This is a genomic window from Streptomyces doebereineriae (assembly GCF_031845645.1).
In the GTDB taxonomy this organism is placed as follows: Bacteria; Actinomycetota; Actinomycetes; order Streptomycetales; family Streptomycetaceae; genus Streptomyces; species Streptomyces canus.
In genome coordinates, this window is record NZ_JAVREZ010000003.1 from 61,684 (window position 1) to 85,505 (window position 23,822).

General features: G+C 71.2%; 23 protein-coding genes. 12 read left to right on the forward strand and 11 right to left on the reverse strand.

The window, feature by feature from the left end:
* Window positions 1-6: 6 nt before the first annotated feature.
* The 7 genes from cobM (at window position 7) to RNB18_RS09865 (ending at window position 7,068) form a co-directional block, all read left to right on the forward strand.
* The gene (gene cobM, locus RNB18_RS09835) at window positions 7-828 is read left to right on the forward strand and encodes a precorrin-4 C(11)-methyltransferase (protein ID WP_311713741.1); all 822 of its coding nucleotides are present in this window, start codon (window positions 7-9) and stop codon (window positions 826-828) included.
* Complete coding sequence (cbiE, locus tag RNB18_RS09840) at window positions 825-2,054, forward strand: precorrin-6y C5,15-methyltransferase (decarboxylating) subunit CbiE (RefSeq protein WP_311713742.1); 1,230 nt, start codon at window positions 825-827, stop codon at window positions 2,052-2,054. The genes cobM and cbiE overlap by 4 nt, the downstream gene beginning before the upstream one ends.
* A complete protein-coding gene (gene cobJ, locus RNB18_RS09845; protein ID WP_311713743.1) occupies window positions 2,051-3,733 on the forward strand; it encodes a precorrin-3B C(17)-methyltransferase in 1,683 nt (560 codons plus the stop codon). Before cbiE ends, cobJ begins: the two co-directional genes overlap by 4 nt.
* Window positions 3,730-4,320, forward strand: a complete 591-nt coding sequence (locus tag RNB18_RS09850) for a precorrin-8X methylmutase (RefSeq protein WP_311713744.1) — start codon at window positions 3,730-3,732, stop codon at window positions 4,318-4,320. The genes cobJ and RNB18_RS09850 overlap by 4 nt, the downstream gene beginning before the upstream one ends.
* Window positions 4,317-5,246, forward strand: coding sequence for a sirohydrochlorin chelatase (locus RNB18_RS09855; protein WP_311713745.1), 930 nt, complete (start codon window positions 4,317-4,319; stop codon window positions 5,244-5,246). Before RNB18_RS09850 ends, RNB18_RS09855 begins: the two co-directional genes overlap by 4 nt.
* On the forward strand, window positions 5,236-6,306 hold the full coding sequence (gene cobC / locus RNB18_RS09860) for an Rv2231c family pyridoxal phosphate-dependent protein CobC (RefSeq protein WP_311713746.1): 1,071 nt from the start codon (window positions 5,236-5,238) through the stop codon (window positions 6,304-6,306). Before RNB18_RS09855 ends, cobC begins: the two co-directional genes overlap by 11 nt.
* Window positions 6,307-6,906: 600 nt before the next feature.
* Window positions 6,907-7,068, forward strand: coding sequence for a hypothetical protein (locus tag RNB18_RS09865; RefSeq protein ID WP_311713747.1), 162 nt, complete (start codon window positions 6,907-6,909; stop codon window positions 7,066-7,068).
* A gap of 8 nt (window positions 7,069-7,076) precedes the next feature.
* Here RNB18_RS09865 and RNB18_RS09870 read toward each other — a convergent pair whose 3' ends face one another.
* From RNB18_RS09870 to RNB18_RS09915, 10 genes are all read right to left on the reverse strand, one after another.
* Window positions 7,077-8,942, reverse strand: a complete 1,866-nt coding sequence (locus tag RNB18_RS09870; protein WP_311713748.1) for a DUF2264 domain-containing protein — start codon at window positions 8,940-8,942, stop codon at window positions 7,077-7,079.
* Window positions 8,939-10,012, reverse strand: a complete 1,074-nt coding sequence (locus tag RNB18_RS09875) for a LacI family DNA-binding transcriptional regulator (protein ID WP_311713749.1) — start codon at window positions 10,010-10,012, stop codon at window positions 8,939-8,941. Before RNB18_RS09875 ends, RNB18_RS09870 begins: the two co-directional genes overlap by 4 nt.
* Window positions 10,013-10,055: 43 nt before the next feature.
* Entirely contained in the window at window positions 10,056-11,693 is a 1,638-nt protein-coding gene (locus RNB18_RS09880) for a type 2 periplasmic-binding domain-containing protein (protein ID WP_311713750.1), read from the reverse strand.
* 31 nt (window positions 11,694-11,724) lie between these two features.
* Window positions 11,725-12,612 carry a carbohydrate ABC transporter permease gene (locus RNB18_RS09885; protein ID WP_311713751.1) on the reverse strand — a complete coding sequence of 296 codons (888 nt, stop codon included), beginning with the start codon at window positions 12,610-12,612 and terminating at the stop codon, window positions 11,725-11,727.
* Entirely contained in the window at window positions 12,609-13,463 is an 855-nt protein-coding gene (locus RNB18_RS09890) for an ABC transporter permease (RefSeq protein ID WP_311714249.1), read from the reverse strand. Before RNB18_RS09890 ends, RNB18_RS09885 begins: the two co-directional genes overlap by 4 nt.
* A gap of 190 nt (window positions 13,464-13,653) precedes the next feature.
* The gene (locus RNB18_RS09895; protein WP_311713752.1) at window positions 13,654-14,265 is read right to left on the reverse strand and encodes a DUF4386 family protein; all 612 of its coding nucleotides are present in this window, start codon (window positions 14,263-14,265) and stop codon (window positions 13,654-13,656) included.
* Between the two features lie 107 nt (window positions 14,266-14,372).
* Window positions 14,373-15,464 carry an amidohydrolase family protein gene (locus RNB18_RS09900; protein WP_311713753.1) on the reverse strand — a complete coding sequence of 364 codons (1,092 nt, stop codon included), beginning with the start codon at window positions 15,462-15,464 and terminating at the stop codon, window positions 14,373-14,375.
* Between the two features lie 102 nt (window positions 15,465-15,566).
* Window positions 15,567-16,349 (reverse strand): amino acid ABC transporter ATP-binding protein, encoded by a 783-nt coding sequence (locus tag RNB18_RS09905; protein WP_311713754.1) that lies wholly within the window; start codon window positions 16,347-16,349, stop codon window positions 15,567-15,569.
* Window positions 16,346-17,179: an amino acid ABC transporter permease gene (locus RNB18_RS09910; RefSeq protein WP_311713755.1), complete on the reverse strand. Its 834-nt coding sequence runs from the start codon at window positions 17,177-17,179 to the stop codon at window positions 16,346-16,348. The genes RNB18_RS09905 and RNB18_RS09910 overlap by 4 nt, the downstream gene beginning before the upstream one ends.
* Window positions 17,176-18,027, reverse strand: a complete 852-nt coding sequence (locus RNB18_RS09915) for a transporter substrate-binding domain-containing protein (protein ID WP_311713756.1) — start codon at window positions 18,025-18,027, stop codon at window positions 17,176-17,178. The genes RNB18_RS09910 and RNB18_RS09915 overlap by 4 nt, the downstream gene beginning before the upstream one ends.
* Window positions 18,028-18,201: 174 nt before the next feature.
* On the opposite strand from RNB18_RS09915, the gene RNB18_RS09920 reads away from it, so the two are divergent.
* The 5 genes from RNB18_RS09920 to thpD all read left to right on the forward strand — a co-directional run bounded on the left by RNB18_RS09920 (window position 18,202) and on the right by thpD (window position 22,813).
* A complete protein-coding gene (locus RNB18_RS09920) occupies window positions 18,202-19,302 on the forward strand; it encodes a pyridoxal-phosphate-dependent aminotransferase family protein (protein ID WP_266525863.1) in 1,101 nt (366 codons plus the stop codon).
* 340 nt (window positions 19,303-19,642) lie between these two features.
* Entirely contained in the window at window positions 19,643-20,170 is a 528-nt protein-coding gene (ectA, locus tag RNB18_RS09925) for a diaminobutyrate acetyltransferase (RefSeq protein WP_311713757.1), read from the forward strand.
* A 29-nt stretch (window positions 20,171-20,199) separates the two neighbouring features.
* Window positions 20,200-21,471, forward strand: coding sequence for a diaminobutyrate--2-oxoglutarate transaminase (gene ectB / locus RNB18_RS09930; RefSeq protein WP_280856773.1), 1,272 nt, complete (start codon window positions 20,200-20,202; stop codon window positions 21,469-21,471).
* Window positions 21,472-21,503: 32 nt separating this feature from the next.
* Window positions 21,504-21,914, forward strand: coding sequence for an ectoine synthase (locus RNB18_RS09935; RefSeq protein ID WP_057618254.1), 411 nt, complete (start codon window positions 21,504-21,506; stop codon window positions 21,912-21,914).
* Window positions 21,915-21,922: 8 nt separating this feature from the next.
* Window positions 21,923-22,813 carry an ectoine hydroxylase gene (gene thpD / locus RNB18_RS09940; RefSeq protein WP_311713758.1) on the forward strand — a complete coding sequence of 297 codons (891 nt, stop codon included), beginning with the start codon at window positions 21,923-21,925 and terminating at the stop codon, window positions 22,811-22,813.
* A gap of 7 nt (window positions 22,814-22,820) precedes the next feature.
* Here thpD and RNB18_RS09945 read toward each other — a convergent pair whose 3' ends face one another.
* Window positions 22,821-23,819 carry a maleylpyruvate isomerase family mycothiol-dependent enzyme gene (locus tag RNB18_RS09945; protein WP_311713759.1) on the reverse strand — a complete coding sequence of 333 codons (999 nt, stop codon included), beginning with the start codon at window positions 23,817-23,819 and terminating at the stop codon, window positions 22,821-22,823.
* Window positions 23,820-23,822: the final 3 nt, after the last annotated feature.

Consider the following 23,822-nt stretch of genomic DNA (forward strand, 5'->3'; position numbering starts at 1 on the left):
ATTCCCATGGCCGATGCCCCCACCGGCAAGGTGACCTTCGTCGGTGCCGGCCCCGGCGCCGCCGATCTGCTGACGTTCCGGGCCGCGCGCGCCATCGCCGAGGCCGACGTCGTGATCTGGGCCGCGAGCCTGGTGCAGGCGGAGGTCCTCGAGCACGCGCACGAGGACGCGGAGATCCTCGACTCGGCGACCATGTCGCTCGAGGACGTCGTCGCGGTGTATGAACGGGCGCGCGACGAGGGCTTGAAAGTCGCCCGGATCCACTCCGGCGACCCCGCCCTGTGGGGCGGCACGCAGGAGCAGCTCGACCGCTGTGCGCGGATCGGCATCGAGACCGAGATCGTGCCCGGTGTCTCGGCGTTCTCCGCGGTCGCCGCGCTCGCGCAGCGCGAGCTGACCATCCCCGAGGTCGCGCAGTCCGTCGTGCTGACCCGGCTCGGCGGTGGCAAGACGCCCATGCCGCCCGGCGAGGAGGTGCGGGAGTTCGCCAAGCACGGCACCACCATGGCGATCTTCCTGTCGGCGGCGCGCAGCGGGCAGCTGGTGCGGGAGCTGCTCGAGGGCGGTTATCCGACCTCCACGCCGGTCGTCGTCGCCTACCAGGCGACCTGGCCGGAGGAGCTGGTCGTGCGGTGCACGATCGAGACGCTGGAGGCGACCGTCAAGGAGCACAAGCTCTGGAAGCACACGCTCTTCCTGGTCGGCCCGGCCTTGGACTCCGAGGGCACGCGGTCGCACCTCTACCACCCCGGTCACTTCCACGGGTACCGCAAGGCCGACCCAGAGGCCCGGCGGGCCCTGCGCGCGGCGCGGGGTGCCGGCACATGATCACGGTCGTGGGTACGGGGACGGGGGCGCCGCCCCAGGAGTGCCTGGCCGGCGCCGAGCTGGTGGTCGGCGGGCGGCGGCACCTGGATGCCGTACGGCTGCCGGAGGCCGCGGAGCGGATCGTGCTCGGGCCGCTGGCTCCCGCCCTCGACACCGTGGCGGAGTACCTGGAGAAGGAACGGCGGGTGGTCGTGCTGGCCTCCGGCGACCCCGGGTTCTTCGGGATCGTGCGGGTGCTGGCCGAGCGGTTCGGGCCCGCCGCGCTGGACGTGCGGCCCGGGGTCTCCTCCGTCGCCGCCGCCTTCGCGCGGGTCGGACTGCCGTGGGACGACGCGGTGGTGGTCAGCGCGCACGGGCGTGATCTCCGTACGGCGGTGAACGTGTGCCGCGCGCGACCGAAGGTGGCGGTGCTGACGGGGCCGGGGGCGGGTCCCGCCGAGCTGGGAGCCGCGCTCAGGTCCCACACCCGCGTTCTCGTCGTCGCCTCCGCCCTGGGCACCGACGACGAACGCGTCGAGCGTGTCACCCCCGCCGAGGCCGCCGCCCGGGACTGGGGTACGGCGGTGAGTGTCGTGCTGTGTCTCGACGAGTCGCGGGCGCTCGGTGCCGTGCGCACGGTAGCCGGGCCCGCGGCCCCGCCCGCCCGATGGGCCCTGGAGGAGGGCGAGTTCACCCACCGGGACTCGATGATCACCAAGTTCGAGGTGCGGGCGCTGGCGCTGGCGCGGCTCGGGCCGCGGCTCGGGGATCTGGTGTGGGACGTCGGCGCTGGCTCCGGTTCCGTGGCCGTGGAGTGCGCGCGGCTCGGCGCCGCCGTCGTCGCGGTCGAGAAGGCGCCCGACGGCGTCGAGCGGATCCGCGCCAACGCGGCCGCCCACGAGGTCGGCGTACGGATCGTGCACGGGTCCGCGCCGGACGCGCTCGCGGAACTCGACGACCCGGACGCCGTGTTCGTCGGCGGTGGTGGACGCGAACTGCCCGACATCGTCGCCGTGTGCGCGCGACGGGCCCGGCGGAGCGTCGTCGTCGCCATGGCCGCGCTCGACCGGGTGCCCGCCGTACGCGCGGCACTCACCGAAGCGGGGTTCGACTGCGACGGCGTACTGCTCCAGTCGTCCCGCCTCGCACCGCTGCCCGGGGACGTGACCCGGCTCGCGGCGACCAATCCGGTCTTTCTGCTGTGGGGTGCCAGAAACCCCGTCTCTCGTGAAGGAGTTGCTCAGTGATCGGCCTCATTTCCGCCACCGCGGCGGGGGCGGCGGCACGCGACCGGCTGGCCGCGGCATGGCCGGACCGTACGCGCGTGTACGACGGGCCCGTGGGCGACGCCGTACGGCGGGCGTTCGCGGAGTGCGAGCAGCTCGTGTGTTTCCTGGCCACGGGGGCGGTCGTACGGCTGATCGCGCCGTTGCTCGGCGACAAGGCCCGCGACCCGGGTGTGGTGTGTGTCGACGAGGGCGGGCGGTTCGCCGTGTCCCTGGTCGGCGGGCACGGCGGCGGTGCCAATGAACTCGCCCGGGAGGCCGGGGAGTTGCTGGGTGCCGAGCCCGTGGTGACGACGGCGACCGACGCGGTGGGGGTGCCCGGGCTCGACACGCTCGGGCTGCCGGTGGAGGGCGCGGTGGCCGCCGTCTCACGGGCGCTGCTGGACGGGGAACCCGTCGCCCTGCACAACGAGTCGCTCTGGCCGCTGCCGCCGCTGCCGGTCGCCGGGGAAGGGGCGTACGGCATCCGGGTCACGGACCGGCTCGTCGAGCTCTCCGAGCGGGAGGTCGTGCTGCGTCCGCCCACCCTCGTGGTCGGCGTGGGTGCCTCCAGGGGCGCGCCCAGCGAGGAGATCGTGGAGCTGGTCGAGGGTTCGTTGCGACAGGCAGGGCTGTCCGCCCGCAGCGTCGCCGAACTCGCCACCGTGGACGCCAAGGCTCAGGAGCCGGGGATCGTGGCGGCGGCCGAGCGGCTCGGCGTGCCCCTGGTCACCTACTCCGCCGAGGAGTTGGCCGCCGTCGAGGTGCCCAACCCGTCGGACGCGCCCCTCGCCGCCGTGGGCACCCCGTCCGTCGCCGAGGCCGCCGCGCTGATCGGCGGCGGTGAACTCCTCGTCGCCAAGCGGAAATCGGCCGCGCGGCCCGCCATGGCGACCTGTGCTGTCGTACGGCGTCCCGCGCGCGGCCGGCTCGCGGTCGTCGGGCTCGGTCCCGGCGCCCGGGACCTGCTCACGCCCCGCGCGAAGGCGGAGTTGCGGCGCGCTTCGGTGCTGGTCGGGCTCGACCAGTACGTCGACCAGATCCGTGATCTGCTGCGGCCCGGCACCCGGATCCTGGAGTCGGGGCTCGGGGCCGAGGAGGAGCGGGCGCGGACCGCCGTGGCCGAGGCGCGCAAGGGCCAGGCGGTCGCGCTCATCGGCAGCGGGGACGCCGGCGTGTACGCCATGGCCTCCCCCGCGCTCGCCGAGGCCTCCGACGACATCGACGTGATCGGGGTGCCGGGGGTCACGGCCGCGCTCGCGGCGGCCGCGCTCCTCGGTGCTCCGCTGGGCCACGACCACGTGTCCATCAGCCTGTCCGACCTGCACACGCCGTGGGAGGTCATCGAGCGGCGGGTGCGGGCCGCGGCCGAGGCGGACATCGTGGTCACCTTCTACAACCCGCGTTCCCGGGGCCGGGACTGGCAGCTGCCCAAGGCGCTGGCGATCCTCGCCGAGCACCGGGAGCCGGCGACGCCGGTCGGTGTCGTACGGAACGCGTCGCGGCCGGACGAGTCCGCCCGGCTGACGACACTGGCCGCTCTCGACCCGGCCACGGTCGACATGATGACGGTCGTGACCGTGGGCAACACGGCGACCCGCGACATCGCGGGGCGCATGGTGACGCCGCGCGGCTACCGCTGGCAGGAGGGCGCCAAGTGAACCGTGTCGTCCACCCGATCGAGGTGGAGTCCTACCGGCGGCTGCGCGCCCGCCTGGACACCTCGCACTTCCCGCCGCTGACCCGGGCCGTGGTGGAGAGAGTCATCCACTCCGCGGCCGATCTGGAGTACGCCACCGATCTCGTCATGGACGAGGGCGAACTGGAGAAGGCGCACACCGCGCTGCACTCCGGCGCGCCCGTGGTCACGGACGTGGAGATGGTCGCGGCCGGCATCACCGGGCGGGAGACCGTCTGCCGGCTGAGGGACGCCGAGTCGGGGCCCGGGCTGACCCGTTCGGCCCACGCCATCCGCCTCGCCCACGAGCAGGTCGGCCCGGGGGCGATCTGGGTGATCGGCAACGCGCCCACCGCGCTGGAGGAGTTGCTGACCCTGGACGCGGCACCGGCGCTCGTCATCGGGCTGCCCGTCGGCTTCGTCGGCGCGGTCGAGTCCAAGGCCGCGTTGCGCGAGAGCGGGCTGCCCGCCGTGAGCAACGTGTCCGAGAAGGGCGGTTCGGCGGTCGCCTCCGCGGCGCTCAACGCCCTGCTGTACCACCCCACCCACCCTTCCGAGGAGACATCGTGACCACCCCGCCGCCCGCCCTGCTCATCGCCGGTCATGGCACCCGGGACGAGGCCGGAGCCGAGGCGTTCCGTGACTTCGTCCGGGAGCTGGGGGCCCGCCACCCCGAACTGCCCGTCGCGGGCGGCTTCATCGAGCTCTCCCCGCCGCCGCTGGGCGACGCGGTGGCCGAGCTGGTGGAGCGCGGTGTCCGCCGGTTCGCCGCCGTACCGCTGATGCTGGTGTCCGCCGGACACGCCAAGGGCGACATCCCGGCGGCGCTGTCACGCGAGCAGGAGCGGCACCCCGGGATCTCGTACACCTACGGGCGTCCGCTGGGCCCGCACCCTGCGCTGCTGAACGTCCTGGAGCGGCGTCTCGACGAGGCGCTGGGCGCCACCGGCGGGCGCACCCCGATGGACCGGGCGGACGTGACCGTGCTGCTCGTCGGGCGGGGTTCCACCGATCCCGACGCCAACGCCGAGGTGTACAAGGCGGCCCGGCTGCTGTGGGAGGGACGCGGATACGCGGGCGTGGAGACCGCGTTCGTGTCGCTGGCCGCGCCGGACGTGCCGAGCGGGCTCGACCGGTGTGTGGCCCTGGGGGCGCGCAGGATCGTCGTGCTGCCCTACTTCCTGTTCACCGGGATCCTGCCGGACCGGGTGAAGCAGCAGACCGAGGGCTGGGCAGCCGCCCATCCGGAGGTCGAGGTGCGCTCGGCGGAGGTCATCGGTCCGGAGCCGGAGCTGCTCGACCTGGTGATGGAGCGGTACGAGGAGGCCGTCAAGGGCGATCTGCGGATGAACTGCGACTCGTGCGTGTACCGCATCGCGCTGCCGGGCTTCGAGGACAAGGTGGGTCTGCCGCAGCAGCCGCACTTCCATCCGGACGACGACGGCCACCATCACCACCACGGCCACCACCACGGCGCCCACACCCATGCGCACTGACCGAACCGGCGGCCACGACCTGCGGCACCACGGCGACGCCGAGGTGCGGGACGACGGGGCGCGGCTCACCGACCTCGCCGTGAACGTCCGCGCGGACACTCCCCCGGTCTGGCTGCGGGAACGGATCGCCGGATCGCTGGCCGGGCTCGCCGCCTATCCCGACGGGCGTGCGGCGCGGGCAGCCGTGGCGGTCCGGCACGAGGTGCCCGTGGAACGCGTGCTGCTGACGGCGGGGGCCGCCGAGGCGTTCGTGCTGCTCGCCCGTGGCCTGACGATTCGTCATCCGGTGGTGGTGCACCCGCAGTTCACGGAGCCGGAGGCCGCGCTACGGGATGCCGGGCACACCGTCGACCGGGTGCTGCTGCGGGAGGAGGACGGCTTCCGGCTCGACCCGGCGGCGGTCCCCGAGGACGCCGACCTGGTGGTCGTCGGCAATCCGACCAACCCCACGTCGGTCCTGCATCCGGCCGCCACGATCGCCGAACTGGCCCGCCCCGGGCGGACGTTGGTGGTGGACGAGGCGTTCCTGGACGCGGTGCCGGGCGAGCGCGAGGCCCTGGCCGGGCGGACGGACGTGCCCGGACTCGTCGTCCTGCGCAGCCTGACGAAGACCTGGGGTCTGGCCGGGCTCCGGATCGGCTACGTCCTCGCCGCCCCGGAGACGATCACCGCCCTGGAGCGGGCCCAGCCGCTGTGGCCGGTCTCCACACCGGCCCTCGCGGCGGCCCTGGCCTGCATGGAGCCACGCGCCGTGGCGGAGGCCGCCCACGCGGCCCACCGCGTGGCCACCGACCGGGCCCATCTCGTCGCCGGGCTGCGGGAGTTCGCCTCGGACGGGCTCCGGGTGGTCGAGCCGGCACAGGGCCCCTTCGTCCTCGTACGACTGCCGAAGGCGGCTGTCGTACGACGGCATCTGCGCGATCTCGGTTTCGCGGTGCGGCGCGGGGACACGTTCCCGGGGCTCGGCGAGGAGTGGCTGCGGCTCGCGGTGCGGGACCGGACGACGGTCAACTCCTTTCTGCAGGCCCTGGATCAGTCGGTGACGCTGGCAAGGGTTTGATGACCGGGCACCCTCTCCCCCTTCCGCGGAGTCCCACCATGCATCTCCCGCCCCACCGCCCCCGGTACGCCGCCGTGCTGGTCGCCGCCGCGCTGGCCCTGACCGGCTGTTCGGCCGGCCACGGCACCGACCGCGCTCATTCGTCCGCGTCTTCGGGGACGACCCCCACCGCGGACGCCTCTCCGAGCGCGGCCGCCGCTGCCGTCGGCCCACAGCCCCGCCCGACGGGCATCGACAACTGGCCGACGTACCCGGCTGCCAAGCAGGACGTGCCCACGGACGTGAAGTCCGCGGTGATGGCGAAGGGCTACACCGGGCAGAGCTTCCTCAAGGGACTCGCGGCCGACTGGCACATCACGCTCAGGAAGCGGCAGAAGCTCACCTTCAGCGAGCCGGCCTGGCAGGTCGGCGGAGAGGCACACCCGACCAAGAACAGCGAATTTCAAGTGGCTGCCATCTGGGACCTCTCCGGCGACCTCAGGCAGTTCTACTGCTCGGCGACCGCGAACGCCCCCCCGGTACGAGGAGTTCCTGCGCGCCTGCGTCGGTCTCGACCACCCGGGCTCCGACGCGAAGGCCGCCGCAGCCTGGCTGGACGGGGTGAAACCCCAGGTGGACAAGGCGTTCGCCAAAGAGAAGGTGCCCATCACCAGCCCTCTTCTGCGTTCGGGCAACACGGCCACCTATCTACGGAAGGGCGCCTACTCCCCGTCGGGCACCTGCCAATTGGAGATCTTCGGCACCTCCGACGCCAAGAACTGACCCCACCCCTACGCCTCCACCCGTGCCTGCACGCCGTCCGGAAACCGCACCTCCACACCCCCCTCGGCATCGACCCGCGCGCTCGCCCCGGTGTGCGGGCCGGTGCCGAGCATCACGAGGGTGACCAGAAGCGGGCCGGTGCCTTCGAGGACGGGGGTCGCGGAGTACCGCCCGTACGCGTTGGTGTCCTCGGCCGCCACGACCGTCCCGGCGCCCTCGCCCCAGCCGTACAGCCCTACGACGGCGCTGGTCAGCCCGTCGGCGCGGCGGGCCAGTGCCCAGCCTGTCCCGGACTCGACGACGGGCGGCGCGGTGTCGTCGGCGAGGGCCCAACCGCCCTCCCGTACCGGGGCGGCGGCCGCCGGGTCGATGCGGTGCACGCGGATCTCCCACGGCCCGTGCACCACGCTCACCGTCTCGACACGATGCCCGAGTGCGAGATGCCAGGAGGCTGCCCTGCCGCCTTCGCAGTGCAGCGGGTGGATACGGCCGCGACGGGACGGGGTGCCGTCGGGGGCGAGCAGGGCGAGGTGGTTGTCGGGGCCGAGGGGGGTCTCGGGGGCGGTGGCGGAGGAGTAGGCGAGCTTGGAGTAGTGCGGGCTGTCGTCGTCGGCCGCGGGCGGGGGCGGAAGGCGGTCGGTGCCGTGGTTGACGAGGCGGACGATGCCGTCGGAAGCGGTCGAGTGGATCAGCCACCCGGGGGCGGGCAGGGCGAGGACGGTGTCGGTGGTGTCGACGGGGCCGGGCTCCTCGGGGGCCGTCCACACCGGGTGGTCCGCGGGCAGCAGCAGGCCGAGGAACGCCTTGCTCGCCCAGTACGGGGAGGCGGGTCCCGAGTAGCGCTGGAGCACTCCCCCGAACGGCCGGTACCAGCCGAGGGTGAGCAGGCCGCGCTCGTCGGGGGCGCCCCGCTCGGTGAAGTGCTTCAGGGTGCCGGAGGCCAGGCGGCGGGTGACGCCGGGCGGCAGCGGGGTGGCGTCGGCGAGGGCTCCCGCCCAGAGCGGGGCGGCGGCCGCGAACCGGTAGGTGAGGGAGCGGCCCTGGTGGACGGGGGCGCCGTCGGAGCCGAAGAAGTACCGGTGGACGCCGAGGAACTCCCGCAGCCGGTCGCGGTGGCGGGACACGGTCCCCGGGTCGGCGCGCGGTCCCGCGATCCGGGCCCACAGCACCGGGTACAGGTGCAGCGCCCAGGCGTTGTAGTAGTCGAACTTCTTCCCGTCCCCGTCGGTGTACCAGCCGCCGCCCCGGTACCAGTCGTCCAGCCGGGCGAGGCCGGCGTCGATCTCCTCCCGGCTGTGCGGGGCGCCGACGGAGGCCAGGAACTCCTCCGTGATCACCTGGAAGAGCCGCCAGTTGGAGTCGTTGGCGGTCGCCCCGACGAACCGGCCGAGCCACTCGGCCACTCGGCCCCGCACACTGTCGTCGAGCCGATCCCACAGCCAGGGCCGGGACTCGTGCAGCGCGAGGGCGATCGAGGCCGCCTCCACCATCGGCTGGGCACGGTCGGCGATCGCCGGCCAGTGCTCGGGGTGGTGCGGATCGGTGCCGGCGGCGAGTCCGGCGGCGTACCGCTCGACGAGCGCGGGGCCGACCCGCCCCGCCGACCCGGCGATCCGGAAGGCGGCGAGCAGGAAGGACCGCGCGAACCCCTCAAGGCCGTCGGACCAGGCCCCGGAGTGACTGGGCGGCCCGGGCAGCCGGTACTGGGCGAAGCCCGGGGTGGCGTAGGGCAGGAGCCCGTCGAGCAGCCGGTCGGCGACGGCCTCCCAGTGGGCACGGGTCCAGCCGGTGAGGGGGGACAGCAGGGAGTCGGTGGGAGGCAGTCCGGCAAGGTGCGGCGGGTCGTCGGGGAGCGACACATGCAGCGCGGTCATACGGGGGTGAGTCCTCCGTCGGTCGGTGGTGGGGCGACGCTTTTGCGCACGACGATGTGGGTGCCCAGCAGATGACGGCTCCCGGCGGCGTGTTCGGGGTCGCGCAGGGCGATGCGTACGGCGGCGCGGCCGAGTTCCTCGGCGGGTGTCCGGACCGTCGTCAAGGGTGGGTTGAAGTCCTCGGCGAGCGGGATGTCGTTGTAGCCGACGACGGAGATGTCCGCCGGCACCCCGAGCCCGGCGTCGGCGATGGCACGCAACGCCCCCGCCGCGACCATGTCGTCCCCGGCGACCACCGCCGTGAACTCCCTGGTCTCCTTGAGCAGTTCGGCCATCGCCCGCAACCCCGCCGCCCGCCCGAGGCCGCAGTCGACGACCCGCGCGGCCGCCGGGGGCAGCCCGTGCTCGGCGAGCGCGGCCCGGTATCCCGCGACGCGCGCGTCGAGGGCGGTGTTCCCGGGCAGCCCCCCGAGAAAGACGATCCGCCGATGACCGGCGGACAGCAGGTGCCCGGTGATCGCCCGGGCCCCCGCCTCGTTGTCGAACTCGACGACCAGCGCGGGGATGTCGGGGTCAGGGGCGGGACGGCCGCACAGCACCAGCCGCGCCCCGGAGGAGTCGAGGGCCTGCGCGTAGTGGGCCACACGCGAGCGATACGCCTCGTCCTCGACGACCCCGCCGACGAGGATCACCAGCCGGGCCCCCTCCTCCCGCATCAGTTGCACGAACTCCATCTCCCGCTGCGGATCCCCGGCGGTCGCCCCGACCACGCACAGCCACCCGCGGTCGGCGGCCTCGGCCTCCACTCCCTCGGCGACCTGGGCGTAGAAGGGGCTGGTGACCTGCCGGACGACGACGGCGGCCATCTTGCGGCCCCCGCCGACCAGGGCCCGGGCATGCGCGTTGGCGACGTAGTCGAGATCGCGGGCGGCACGCAGGACACGGGCCCGGGTCGCGGCCGGCACCGGATGATTGCCGCTGAGCGCGCGTGAGGCGGTCGCCATCGACACTCCCGCGCGCTCGGCGACGTCACGGATCGTGACCCGCCGTCTGGACCCCGTGTCCGTCATGTCGTTCTCCATCCCCCGCGTCTCCTGTTCCTCCGGCGGCGCCTCACGTATTGGCCGCGTAGTCCTTCGCGAACTCCCCGGCCATTCTGTCGCCGCCCTGGGCACGCCACTTCTTGACCACCGCGTCCCACTCCGACAGCGGCAGCCGCCCGGCCACGATCCCGGTGACCGCGTCGTCGAGCAGCGCCTTGAGCGTGGTGCCCTGGGCGTTCTTGGTGCGGGACTGCAGGCCGTTGGAGGCGTTGCGGATGGCGTACGGCACGACCTTCTGCTGCCAGGAGTGCAGGGCCCGTACGGCATCCGGCATGCCCGGCACGAACAGCACCTGCGGGCCTTCGGCGAGGTACTTCAGCGGCAGGTTGGTGTTGTTCTCGACCTCGCCGAGCTTGGTGGGCTCGGGGGAGCCGTCCCTGCCGCGGGTGAAGTGGGTGCCCTCGACGCCGTAGTGGACGAGCTCCCACTCCTGACTGCCGAAGGGGGCGGCGAGGTAGTCGAGGATGCGCAGAAGGAGCTCGACGCGCTCCTTCTTGGCCTTCTTCAGGACGGTGTAGCCGAAGGAGCGGCGGGCGGCGACGACTCCGCCGGGCTTGCCGTCCACGCTGTACGGGAGGGCCGCAGCCGGGGTCAGCTTGCCCTGGGACTCACGGTACTTGGGGAGGTAGGCGCCGAAGCCGTCCTGCATGGAGCCGACGGTGCCGTTGTAGTAGAGGGTGGTGAGGTCGATCTGGGAGACGGACGTCGAGTCCGGGTAGTAGGAGCCGCCCTTGCGGAGCCGGGCCTGGTAGGCGATGGCCGCCTTGTAGCGTTCGTCCGCGGCACAGTGCTGGAAGGTGCCGTCCTTGGTGACGGCCCACTCGTTGGGCGCGTTGTGGGCGGCGGCGTGCACGGCGTTGCCGAACAGGGAGCCGTTGGCGGCCCCGAGCGCATAGGTGCGGCCGCTGGTGGCCCGCTGGGCGACGGCGGCGAAGTCCTCGGAGGTCCAGCCCTCCTTCATGCCGGCGTCGGTGAACATGCCCTGGTTGAGCCAGAGGGTGGAGCCGGGCAGCGGGCGTTCGAGGGGGATGCCGTAGATGCGGCCGCCGACGCGGCCCATGTCCTGCCAGGCGTGGGTGGGGATCCCGGCCAGGTTCGGGTACTCGCTGATCGCCTCGCCGGAGAGGTACGGCGTGAGGTCCTCGGCCCGTCGCTGCACGAACTCCGCCTCGCGGGGCAGGACGAAGCCGGAGAACAGGTTGATGATGTCGGGCAGGGTGTCGGGGTCGCCCGCCATGACCGTGGCCATCTTCTTCTGGTAGTCGGCCTGGGAGACGATCGTGTACTCGATCTTCACGCCCAGCGCCTTCTCGACGGCCGCCCAGAACCGGTTCGCCGAGGCCGGCTTGGGCGGGGTGCCGAAGGACACCGACATGACCTTGACGGTCGATCCGTCGCCGGGCGTACGGGAGACGGACTTGACGAGGTCGGCGGGGTAGGCGGTATATCCGGCCTGGACGCCCGCCTCGGTCGGGGCGAGGTCCGGCTTGGGTCCGCTCGCGGCCTTGTACGCGGGCCAGGGGGCCAGCTTCTTCCCCGCGTTGGAGACGTCGCTGTCGCCGGAGCCGGTGGAGCAGGCGGTCAGCGCACCGGAGACGGAGGCCGCCGCCGCGGACAGCAGCAGGGTGCGTCGGGACATGCTGGGCATGGGTGAATCACCTCGTGTCGGCTTGGGTCGGTCAGCTCTTGATGGCGCCGGTGAGCACGCCCTTGGTGAAGTACTTCTGGAGGAAGGGGTAGATCAGCAGGATCGGCACGGTGGCGATCACGAGGACCGCCATCTGCACGGTCTGCGGGGCGGTGACGGTGCCCTCGCCGGTGGTGGCGTCGGTGAGCCCGGAACCGGCCACCACGTAGGTGCGCAGCACCTGTTGGAGGGGCCAGTGGTCGCTCTCCAGGTAGAGGGAGGCGTAGAACCAGGAGTTCCAGTAGGCCACCGCGTAGAAGAGTCCCACGACGGCCAACGCGGCCTTGGACAGCGGCAGTACGACGGAGACCAGCACGCGCCAGTCCCCCGCCCCGTCGAGGCGCGCGGCCTCGTAGAGCTCGTCGGGGATGCCCTGGAAGAAGCCGCGCAGGACGACCAGGTTGAAGACGTTGACCAGGACGGGCAGGACCAGCGAGGCGTAACTGTCCAGCAGTCCGAGCTCCTTGACCAGCAGGAAGCTCGGGATCATGCCGGGCGGGAAGAGGAAGGTGAACAGGACCAGGAGGAGCACCGGCCGGCCGCCGAAGACTCCGGGGCGGGCCAGGGCGTAGGCGAGGGTGACCGTGCACAGGAGGCTCAGCAGGGTTCCCACGACCGTGACGCCGACGCTGACGCCCAGTGCGTGGGTGACGATGCCGCCGTCGAGGATGTCGCGATAGGCCTTGAGCGAGGGTTCGGTGGGCCACAGCACCCAGCCCCCGTTGTCGACGACCTCCTCGGTGGAGGCGAGCGAGGTCGACACGATGACGAGGAACGGCACACAGACCAGCAGCACGACGACGGCGAGGGCCACCGCCTTCGCGGCCTGCGTCACCGGCTTCGGTTTCTCCATCCATCCCGGACGGGCCTGGGCACTCACTTGTAGACCCCCTGTTCGCCGAGGCGGTGGGCGACCTTGTTGGCGGCGTAGACGAGAAGGGCGCCGACGACGCCCTTGAACAGGCCCGCGGCGGCGGCGAATCCGTAGTCGCCGCCGACGATGCCCTGGTAGTAGACGAAGGTGTCGATGATCTCGGAGGCCTCGGGGCCCACCGCGTCGCGCTGGAGCAGCATCTGCTCGAAGCCGACCGAGAGGATGTCGCCGAGCCGCATGATGAGCAGCAGCACGATCACCGGGCGGATGGCGGGCAGGGTGACGTGCCAGAAGCGCCGCCAGGGGCCCGCTCCGTCGATCGCGGCGGCCTCGTACTGCTGCTCGTCGACCTGGGCGAGGGCGGCGAGGAAGATGATCGTGCCCCAGCCGGCGTCCTTCCAGATGACCTGGGCGACGACGAGCGGCTTGAAGGCGTCGGGGTTGCCGATGATGTCGACGGTGTGCAGCCCCATGCCGTCCAGGCCGGAGTTGAGCAGTCCGGTGTCGCCGAGCAGCTGCTGGAAGAGGGCGACGACGATCACCCATGAGATGAAGTGCGGGAGATAGGCGACCGACTGCACGAACCGGCGGATGCTGCTCCGGGTGAGGCTGTGCAGCAGCAGGGCGAGGCCGAGCGGCACCGGGAAGTAGAAGACGAGCTGGAGGACGGCGATCCAGACGGTGTTGAGCACCGCGTCCCAGAACGCGGTGTCCTCGAACATCCGCCGGAAGTTGCCGAGTCCGGTCCAGGGGCTGCCCCACAGGCCGTCGAAGGGGACGTACTCCTTGAACGCGATGACGTTGCCGACCAGCGCGCCGTAGTGGAAGAGCAGGAAGTAGGCGAGGCCGGGCAGCATCAGCAGGAAGAGAGCTCTGCTCTGAAAGCGTTTTCGTCGGACGACTGCCAAGGCTCTCCCTCTTCCTGGTGGCTCAGATCGAAGAGGAAGTTAAAGCGCTTTCATACTCGGGTCAACAGTTCTGACAAAGCTGGTGAGTTGACGCAGGTCAGAGAGGCGCACCGAAGCGTGACTGCGAGTGAAAACGCTCTCAGTCAGCGGTGGGGCGGCGGGCCAGGAGGACGCTCACGACGGCCACCCACACGCCCGCGAGGACGAAGGCGAAGAACCCGACCCAGGGGATGAACACCAGCACCCCGACGACCACGGCCGCCCAGGCCAGCCAGCGGGGCAGGGGCGAGTCCGGGGCACGCACCGTGGCCAGGCCGGTGGCCAGCAGCATCAGGCCCATGCCGCCCACGAACGGGATGAAGAAGTCCTCGTTGACGGCATTGAGCGCCTGCAGCGCCTCAGGGGTCGCCGAGGACTTGTCCGAGAGGTCCAGCAGGGCCAGGGTGAGGGACGCGCCCACCAGGAAGCCCACGGCGACGAGGACGCCGCCCGAGAAGACGACGTGGTGCAGCCAGCCGTCACCGGGCGCGATGTCCCGGACCAGACGGGCGAGATGGGCGGCGAAGAAGACGAAGAGCACCGAGGCGACAACCAGGAAGTACAGGCCCACGCCGAGCTGTCCCTTGTGGTCGGAGTAGTAGAACCTCACCTGGCGGCCCGGGGCGTCGTACGCCGGGGTGTCGCCGAACAGCAGAAAGCCGATGACCGTGAACACCACGGCCACCAGACCGGTCAGGGGTGCAACGCGCATGCGGACCTCCTACACCCCCCGGCGGGGCCCACCCCCTCGTCCTCCACGGTGACAGGGATACGGGCGCTGTGCCATCCGGGAGAAGGCCGCGCGGCGGCCCGGGGCCCCTACTGCACCACCCGGCCGTTCAGCACGACCCGGAGCGGGTTCGCCAGTACGCGTACGTCCGTGCGCGGGTCCTGTTCGTACACCACCAGGTCCGCGGCGGCGCCCTCTTCAAGGCCGGGGCGTCCCAGCCACTTCCGGGCACCCCATGTGGTCGCCGACAGGGCCTCCAGCGGGGGGATGCCGGCCGTCACCAGTTCCGCGACCTCCGCCGCGACCAGACCGTGCGGGAGGGTGCCGCCCGCGTCCGTGCCCACGTAGACCGGGATGCCGGCGTCGTAGGCGTTCCGTACGGTGTCGTAGCGGCGTTCGTGGAGCCGGCGCATATGGGCGGACCAGCGGGGGAACTTGGATTCGCCGCCGTCCGCGAGCTTCGGGAAGGTCGCGATGTTGACCAGGGTCGGCACGATCGCGACGCCCCGGGAGACGAACAGCGGGATCAGGTCCTCCGTGAGGCCCGTCGCGTGTTCGACGCAGTCGATGCCCGACTCGACCAGGTCCGTCAGGGAGTTCTCGGCGAAGCAGTGCGCGGTGACCCGGGCGCCCAGGCGGTGGGCCTCCGCGATCGCCGCCTCGACGGCGTCCCGGGGCCAGCTGGGGGCCAGGTCGCCCACCTCGCGGTCGATCCAGTCGCCGACCAACTTGACCCAGCCGTCACCCCGCCGGGCCTCCTGGGCGACGTACGCGACGAGGTCCTCGGGCTCGATCTCCCAGGCGTAGTTGCGGATGTAGCGGCGGGTGCGGGCGATGTGCCGACCGGCCCTGATGATCTTCGGCAGGTCCTCGCGGTCGTCCACCCAGCGGGTGTCGGAGGGTGACCCGGCGTCGCGGATCAGCAGGGTGCCGGCCTCCCGGTCGGCCAGGGCCTGCTTCTCGGCCACGTCCTGGTCGACCGGGCCGTGCGCGCCCAGGCCCACATGGCAGTGCGCGTCCACCAGACCGGGCAGCGCCCAGCCCGACACCGTACGGATGTCACGGGCCGCGACGGGGCGGTCGTAGGAGATCCGCCCGTCGACCACCCACAGCTCGTCCCGGACGTCCTCGGGGCCGACCAGGATCCGGCCCTTCACGTGCAGCACCGTGCGATCGTTCATGGACCGCACACTAGCCAGCGGGAGGCCACTGCTCCCAGGTGGTCCCTCGAAGGGGGCCCTTGGTGTGCTCGGCGTGCGCGGCCAGGGGAACGTACGTCCCCTTCACGCGCCGTCCTCCTCCACGTCGGCCATCGCGGGGTCGAGGAGCCGGGAGAGGAAGTGGCGGGTGCGTTCATGGCGCGGGGCGCCGATCACCTGGGCCGGGGTGCCGTCCTCGACGATGGTGCCGTCGTCCATGAAGACGACCCGGTCGGCGACCTCGCGGGCGAAGGTCATCTCGTGGGTGACGACCATCATCGTCATGCCCTCCCGGGCGAGCATCCGCATGACCGCGAGGACGTCGCCCACCAGCTCCGGGTCGAGGGCCGAGGTCGGCTCGTCGAAGAGCATCACCTCGGGGCCCATGGACAGCGAGCGGGCGATCGCGACCCGCTGCTGCTGTCCGCCGGAGAGGGAGGCGGGGTAGGCGTCCGCCTTCTCCGCCAGGCCCACACGCTCCAGGTTCTCGGCGGCCACCTCGGCCGCCCGCGCCTTGCCCCGCCTCAGGACCCTGCGCTGCGGCAGCGTGAGGTTCTCGGTCACCGTGAGGTGCGGGAACAGGTTGAACTGCTGGAAGACCATGCCGATACGGCGGCGGACGGCGTCGATGTCTACGTCGGGGTCGGTGAGTTCGGTGCCGCCGACGAAGACCTGGCCCTTCGTCGGTTCCTCCAGGAGGTTCACGCACCGCAGCAGCGTCGACTTGCCCGAGCCGGAGGGCCCGATCACACAGACGACCTCGCCCTGGCCGATCTCCAGGTCGATGCCCTTGAGGACCTCATTGGTGCCGAACGACTTGTGCAGGCCGCGTACTTCGATCTCCGGCCGGCTCGTCTCAACGGTCATTTCACGGCCTCCTGGGCCTTGGCCTCCATACGGCGGACCACGAACCCGAGCGGGATCGTCACCAGCAGATAGCACAGCCCCGCGACGAGGATCGGCGTGGAGTTGGCGGTCGTACTGGCCAGGTCGCGGCCGTACTTGGACAGTTCGCGCTCCTCCAGGGTGACGCCGAGGAACAGCACGAGGGAGGAGTCCTTGAACAGGAGCACCAACTCGTTGGTCAGCGGCGGGAGGATGATCCGGAACGCCTGCGGGATGATGATCGACACCATCGCGCGGGCCGGTGAGAAGCCCAGCGAACGGGCCGCCTCCATCTGCCCCTTGGGCACCGCCTGGATGCCCGCGCGGATCGTCTCCGCCATGTACGCCGCCGCGACCAGACCGAGCGCGAGGGCGACCTTGCCGTACGTCCCGCCGATGATCTCCGTACCGGGAAACGCGAGCGGTACGGCCACGCCGATGAAGATGAAGATCAGCAGCGCGGGCAGACCGCGGAAGATCTCGATGTAGACGCCGGCGAACCAGCGGTAGGGGCCCACCGACGACAGCCGCATCAGCGCGATGACCATGCCGAGGACGAGTCCGACGACGAAGCCGGACAGCGTGTAGAGCACGGTGTTCTTCAGCGCCAGGGTGATGACGTCGGGGAACATCTGGTCGGCGATGTCCGCCTGCGCGAACTGGTTCTTCAGCCGCCCCCAGTCCGCCGACACCGCGAAGGCCACCACGACGCCGACGAAGACGACGTACTGGACGCCACGGGACAGGCTGCGCTTCTGACGTCGGGTCAGGCCCTTTTTGCGAGGCTGGAGTTGTGCGTCCGTCGCGGTCATGAGGCGGACGGAGACGCGACCGACTCGTCGTACGGACCGATCCACTTCTCGTAGAGCTTCTTGTACGTGCCGTCGGCCTTGGCGTCCGCGAGCGCCTTGTTGACGGCGGCCAGCAGCTTGGTGTTGCCCTTCTTCACCGTGAAGCCGTACTGCTCACCGGTGTTGATGTTGTCGGCGACCTGGAAGGCGTCGGCGTTGGCCTTGTTCTTGAGCCAGCCCTGGACGACCGGGTAGTCGATGACGACGGCCTTGACCTGGCCGGAGCGCAGGCCGCTCAGGACGGCGTCGGAGGACTCGAAGGAGACCGGGTCGAAGCCCTGGCTCTTGACGTAGTCCTCGCCGGTGGTCTGCGCCTGGGCGCCGAGCTGCACCTTCTTCGCCTTGGCGTCGGCGAGCGAGGAGATCCCGCTGCCCTTGGCGACCAGGAGCGCCTGGGTGGCGTCGAAGTAGGGGTCCGAGAAGTCGACGTTCTTCTTGCGCTCCTCGGTGATGGTCATGCCGGCCGCGGCCAGGTCGCACGAGCCGGAGTTGAGGAAGGCGCCGGTCTTGAAGTTCTCGAAGGGGGTGTCGAGGATCTCCTGCTTCACGCCCAGGTCCTTGGCGACCAGGTCGACGAGCGAGACGTCGAAGCCCTGGACCTTGCCGTCGATCTCCGACTGGAAGGGCGGGTACGGCAGGTGGGTGCAGGTGGTGAGCTGTCCGCCCTTGACCAGTTCGACCCCGCCCGCGGCGGTCTTCGAACCGCTGCCGCCGTCGTCGCTGGAGGTACAGGCAGCGACGAGCAGGAGCCCGGCCGTCGCGGTGGTGGCGGCCAGGACGCGGGTCCGGCGCCCGGAAAGGGTGTTCACGGGAGGCCTCCTGTGGGGGAACTGTGGGTTCCGATTATAAGGAGAAGTTTGAGTCTCTCAAACCAAACCGATGGTTGCGAGGCCGTTCAGCCTAGGAACTCGCCGGTCGTCGGGGGTGGAGGGGGAACGGTTACGCTCGTCACGTCTACCCCAGTGAGCGAAGAGAGCACCGTCGTGACGCACCCCTTCCTGGATCTGGCCCCGCTCGGCGCGGCACAGTTCGCCTCGATCGAGGACCGCGTGGCGCGGCTGCTGCGCACCGAGCAGGACGTCGTGATCATGCAGGGCGAGGCGCTGCTGCCGCTGGAGGGGGCGATCCGCTCCACCGCCGGTCCGGGTACGACCGCGCTGAACGTCATCACCGGTCCGTACGGGCAGACCTTCGGGAACTGGCTGCGGGACTGCGGTGCGACGGTGATCGACCTCGCGGTGCCGTTCCACACGGCGGTGACGGCCGAGCAGATCTCGGCGGCCTTCGAGGAGCACCCGTCGATCGACTTCGTGTCGCTGGTGCACGCGGAGGCGGCGACCGGCAACACCAATCCGGTCGCGGAGATCGGTGAGGTCGTACGGCGGCAGGGGGCGCTGTTCTATCTGGACGCGGTCGCCTCCGTCGGGGCGGAGCCGGTGCTGCCGGACGCGTGGGGCGTGGACCTGTGTGTGATCGGTGCGCAGAAGGCGATGGGCGGGCCGGCCGGCGTGTCGGCGGTGTCGGTGAGCGAGCGGGCATGGGCCCGGATGGCCGCGAATCCGGCGGCGCCGCGGCGGTCGTATCTCTCGCTGCTCGACTGGAAGGAGCGCTGGATCGACGGCGGCCGGAAGGTCCTGCTGCACGCTCCGGCCCAGCTGGAGATGCTGGCACTGGAGGCGTGCGTCGAGCGGATCGAGGCGGACGGGCTGGATGCGGTGATGGGCCGGCACCGGGCCGCCGCAGCGGCGACCCGTGCGGGGGCGCGGGTGCTGGGCGCCGGCCTGGAGCCCTATGTGTACGAGGACCGCGAGGCCGCGCCCGTCGCCACGACGCTGCGCTCCCCCTCCGGCCTGGTGGCATCGGAACTCGTCGCCCGGGCACTGGCGTCCGACCCCGCGCTGCCGCTGGCCGCGGGTGGGGGCGCGCTGGCCAAGGAGATGATCCGGGTCAACCACTACGGGGTGGACGCAACGCGGGGCGCCGTGCGGGCGAGTCTGGCGGCACTGGGCGCGGCACTGCGGGAGAAGGGACTCGCGGTGGACGTGGAAGGCGCGCTGCGCGCCGCGGAGGATGCGTGGCGGTAGTCCCCGGCCGGCCTTTTCATTAACCGGGGCATAATTGTCAGGGTAATTCCGGGGTTTATCAGAGAACAGCTTCCCGTATTCTTCTGCCCGCTTTCCCTGGACCTAAACGCAAAGATTCTGCGAACGCGAAGCGGCTGAATTCGGGGAGATCTCGTGGGGGTTACATGCCTGTGACGCGTTACACATCGTGATCCATTTGCCCCTTATTTGCTGGGCGTAACCGTACATAACGGTCACTTCTTGCGCGTCGGCGCGCGCCCGCGTGATAACACATGGACCGCCCGCACGTAACCCCATCCGGCGATGCAATTTTGAATTTCCCTCGGTAAATTCAATTCGCATGACTGCCGCACAAGCAGACCTGCAAATCGACCGGCCGACGGTCGCGGACGGAGCCGCACTGTGGCGGATCGCCCGCGACTCCGAGGTCCTCGACCTGAACTCGTCGTACAGCTATCTGCTGTGGTGCCGCGACTTCGCCGCCACGTCGGCCGTCGCACGGAACGACAGCGGGGAGCCGATCGGCTTCGTCACCGGGTACGTCCGCCCGGACCGTCCCGGCACCCTGCTCGTCTGGCAGGTGGCGGTGGACTCGGCGTACCGCGGCCGCGGACTCGCCGCCGCCCTGCTCGACGGACTGACCGCGCGACTCGTCGCCGAGCGCGGGCTGACCACTGTCGAGACCACCATCACGCCGGGCAACACCGCCTCCGAGCGGCTGTTCACGGCGTTCGCCGAACGCCGTGGCGCCGGCCTGGAGCGCGAGGTGCTGTTCGACGCGAGCCTGTTCCCCGACGGGCAGCACGACCCCGAGGTCCTCTACCGCATCGGACCCCTCTTCCCCGCCTCCGCCACTCCCTCCGCCTGACCCCCCACGCACCCGAGGAGCGATTCGTCGTGACCATCACCCAGCCCGACCTCAGCGTCTTCGAGACCCTCGAGTCCGAGGTGCGCAGCTACTGCCGCGGCTGGCCCACCGTCTTCGACCGCGCGCAGGGCAGCCGCATGTACGACGAGGACGGCCACGCGTACCTGGACTTCTTCGCCGGCGCCGGTTCACTGAACTACGGCCACAACAACCCCGTGCTGAAACGGGCGTTGATCGACTACCTGGAGCGCGACGGCGTCACGCACGGGCTCGACATGTCGACCACCGCCAAGCGCGCCTTCCTCCAGACCTTCCAGGACCTGGTGCTGCGGCCGCGCGACCTGCCGTACAAGGTCATGTTCCCGGGGCCGACGGGGACCAACGCCGTGGAGTCGGCGCTCAAGCTCGCCCGGAAGGTCAAGGGGCGCGAGGCCATCGTGTCCTTCACCAACGCCTTCCACGGGATGTCGCTGGGCTCCCTGGCCGTCACCGGCAACGCCTTCAAGCGGGCCGGCGCCGGTATCCCGCTGGTGCACGGCACGCCGATGCCGTTCGACAACTACTTCGACGGCACCGTCGAGGACTTCCTGTGGTTCGAGCGGCTCCTGGAGGACCAGGGCTCGGGCCTCAACAAGCCGGCCGCCGTGATCGTCGAGACCGTGCAGGGCGAGGGCGGCATCAACGTCGCCCGGCGCGAGTGGCTGCAGGCGCTCGCCGCGCTGTGCGAGCGGCAGGACATGCTGCTCATCGTCGACGACATCCAGATGGGCTGCGGGCGTACCGGTGCCTTCTTCTCCTTCGAGGAGGCGGGCATCACGCCGGACATCGTCACCGTGTCCAAGTCCATCAGCGGCTACGGCCTTCCGATGTCGCTCTGCCTGTTCAAGCCGGAGCTGGACATCTGGGAGCCGGGCGAGCACAACGGCACCTTCCGCGGCAACAACCCCGCCTTCGTCACCGCCACCGCCACCCTGGAGCAGTACTGGGCGGACGGGTCCGCGATGGAGAAGCAGACCCGCAAGCGTGGCGAGCAGGTCGAGCAGGGGCTCATCTCCATCACCGAGGAGAACCTGGCCGACGTGAAGGAGTACCGCGGGCGCGGGCTCGTGTGGGGCATGGAGTTCCACGACAAGGAGCGCGCCGGCCGCGTGGCGCACCGCGCCTTCGAACTCGGGCTGCTCATCGAGACGTCGGGCCCCGAGAGCGAGGTCGTGAAGCTGCTTCCGGCACTCACGATCACCCCCGAGGAACTGGACGAGGGACTCAGCATCCTCGCCCGTTCCGTACGCGAAACCGTCTGAATCACCGTCTACGTAGGAGGCATCGCAGCACCGTGATCGTCCGTTCTTTCAAGGACATCGAAGGCACCGACCGGCATGTGAGGGCAGCGTCCGGCACCTGGGAGAGCAAACGCATCGTGCTCGCCAAGGAGCGGGTCGGCTTCTCGCTGCACGAGACGATCCTGTACGCGGGTACGGAGACGTCGATGTGGTACGCGAACCACATCGAGGCCGTCGTCTGCGTCGAGGGCGAGGCCGAGCTGACCGACCACGAGAGCGGGCAGACGCACTCGATCACGCCCGGGACCATGTACCTGCTGGACGGTCACGAGCGGCACACGCTGCGGATCAAGGAGGACTTCCGCTGCATCTGTGTGTTCAACCCGCCCGTGACCGGCCGGGAGGACCACGACGAGAACGGCGTCTACCCGCTGCTCACCGAACCCGAATCCGAGGAGGTGTGACCGCACCCATGACCACCACCGTCACCGATCTCTATCCCAGCCGCGGCGCCACCGAGGTGTCGACGCCCCGCAAGGACCCTGTCGTCTGGTCGGCCCCCGGCGCGCCGGGACCGATCGCCACGGGCGAGCTGGAGGCGTTCGAGCGCGACGGCTTCCTCGCCGTCGACCAGATCATCGGCCCCGACGAAGTCCCCGTCTACCAGCGTGAGTTGGAGCGGCTCGTCACCGACCCGGACATCCGCGCGGACGAACGCTCGATCATCGAGCCGCAGTCCAAGGAGATCCGCTCGGTCTTCGAGGTGCACAAGATCAGCGAGGTGTTCGCGAGTCTGGTGCGCGACGAGCGGGTCGTGGGCCGGGCCCGGCAGATCCTCGGCTCGGACGTCTACGTCCACCAGTCGCGGATCAACGTCAAGCCCGGTTTCGGGGCCAGCGGCTTCTACTGGCACTCCGACTTCGAGACCTGGCACGCCGAGGACGGCCTGCCGAACATGCGGACGGTGTCCGTCTCGATCGCGCTGACCGAGAACTACGACACCAACGGCGGCCTCATGATCATGCCGGGGTCCCACCGCACCTTCCTCGGGTGCGCGGGGGCCACCCCGAAGGACAACTACAAGCAGTCGCTGCAGATGCAGGACGCGGGCACGCCGTCGGACGAGGCGCTGACGGCGATGGCCTCGGAGTACGGCATCAAGCTGTTCACGGGCAAGGCCGGTTCGGCGACCTGGTTCGACTGCAACTGCATGCACGGCTCCGGCGACAACATCACGCCGTTCCCGCGCAGCAACGTGTTCATCGTGTTCAACAGCGTGGAGAACCAGGCCGTGGACCCGTTCGCGGCGCCCATCCGGCGGCCGGAGTTCATCGGAGCGAGGGACTTCACGCCGGTGAAGTGACCCCGCCTCACAGCCACGACAGCGACGCGGCCCGCTCCAGTACGTTCCGTACGGCGGCCGCGTCGCCCGTGGTGTCCCGGGGAACCGTGTCCGGCGCGTGCCGCCCGCCGATCAGCAGACAGAAGTCCACGGCATCCAGGGTGAGTTCGGCGGCCACGGGATCGCTCTGCGAACCCAGGACCCACTCCTCGCCGCCCCTGACCGCGAACAGCACCGGCGGCGCCCCGGCGCCGAGGACGGTGCCGAGAACGCGGACGGCCAGCCTGACCAGCTGCCCCAGGTGCTCCTCGGGCGGCGGCGGCACGGCCAGGCCCAGGGCGCGGCCGATGTCGTCGGTGTGGATCCACGCCTCGAAGGCCCGCGCCAGGAAGTGCTCGGTGACGGGCAGCCTCAGGCCCATCAACAGGGTTGTTCCGGCGGCGAGTTCGGGATCGCGGGCATGCGGGGTGCCGAGGAGCGCGGCCGCCTGCGCGGACCAGTCGGCGACGGTCTCCTCGGGCGTACGGCCGTACTCATGGCCGATCACCTCGGCGGTACGCCTCTCCCAGGCCTCCGCCCAGTCCGCGTCCTCGTCGATCCGCGCACCCGGCACCCGGGCGTCGATCCCGAGCCGCAGGGCCAGATGTTCGTCGGCGGCCAGCAGATGGGCGACCGTGGCGTGCACGTCCCAGTCGTGCACGACCGGCGTCGACCAGCGTCCCGCCAGCTCGGGCAGCAGCGCCTCGAGCCCGGCGACGGCGGCCGCGTAGGGGGCGGCGTGCCGGGCCACGCGGGGTGGCGCGGGGCGGGCACGGAGGGCGCCGGTGAGAAGGGTGTCGAGGGGGGACGGCGGCTCGTCGAGCGGCGGGCCGGCCAGCAGCCGTACGGTCGCGCTCAGCCGTTCCGCCTCCGCCGCACAGCTCTCGCACTCGGCCAGATGCGGTGGGACCAGCCGCTCCTCGGCCGGTTCCAGGGCGCCGAAGGCCCAGGCGGCCAGCAGGTCGCGCACGTCGTCGTGATCGGTCACCGC

Bases quoted from the DNA above. Each gene is read 5' to 3' on its own strand.
- RNB18_RS09895 (WP_311713752.1), bottom strand. From the start codon at position 14,265: ATGCGCGTTGCACCCCTGACCGGTCTGGTGGCCGTGGTGTTCACGGTC.
- RNB18_RS09910 (WP_311713755.1), bottom strand. From the start codon at position 17,179: ATGACCGCGACGGACGCACAACTCCAGCCTCGCAAAAAGGGCCTGACC.
- cbiE (WP_311713742.1), top strand. From the start codon at position 825: ATGATCACGGTCGTGGGTACGGGGACGGGGGCGCCGCCCCAGGAGTGC.
- RNB18_RS09870 (WP_311713748.1), bottom strand. From the start codon at position 8,942: ATGACCGCGCTGCATGTGTCGCTCCCCGACGACCCGCCGCACCTTGCC.
- RNB18_RS09905 (WP_311713754.1), bottom strand. From the start codon at position 16,349: ATGACCGTTGAGACGAGCCGGCCGGAGATCGAAGTACGCGGCCTGCAC.
- cobC (WP_311713746.1), top strand. From the start codon at position 5,236: ATGCGCACTGACCGAACCGGCGGCCACGACCTGCGGCACCACGGCGAC.
- RNB18_RS09900 (WP_311713753.1), bottom strand. From the start codon at position 15,464: ATGAACGATCGCACGGTGCTGCACGTGAAGGGCCGGATCCTGGTCGGC.
- RNB18_RS09875 (WP_311713749.1), bottom strand. From the start codon at position 10,012: ATGACGGACACGGGGTCCAGACGGCGGGTCACGATCCGTGACGTCGCC.
- RNB18_RS09890 (WP_311714249.1), bottom strand. From the start codon at position 13,463: ATGCTGCCCGGCCTCGCCTACTTCCTGCTCTTCCACTACGGCGCGCTG.
- thpD (WP_311713758.1), top strand. From the start codon at position 21,923: ATGACCACCACCGTCACCGATCTCTATCCCAGCCGCGGCGCCACCGAG.
- ectA (WP_311713757.1), top strand. From the start codon at position 19,643: ATGACTGCCGCACAAGCAGACCTGCAAATCGACCGGCCGACGGTCGCG.
- cobM (WP_311713741.1), top strand. From the start codon at position 7: ATGGCCGATGCCCCCACCGGCAAGGTGACCTTCGTCGGTGCCGGCCCC.
- RNB18_RS09880 (WP_311713750.1), bottom strand. From the start codon at position 11,693: ATGCCCAGCATGTCCCGACGCACCCTGCTGCTGTCCGCGGCGGCGGCC.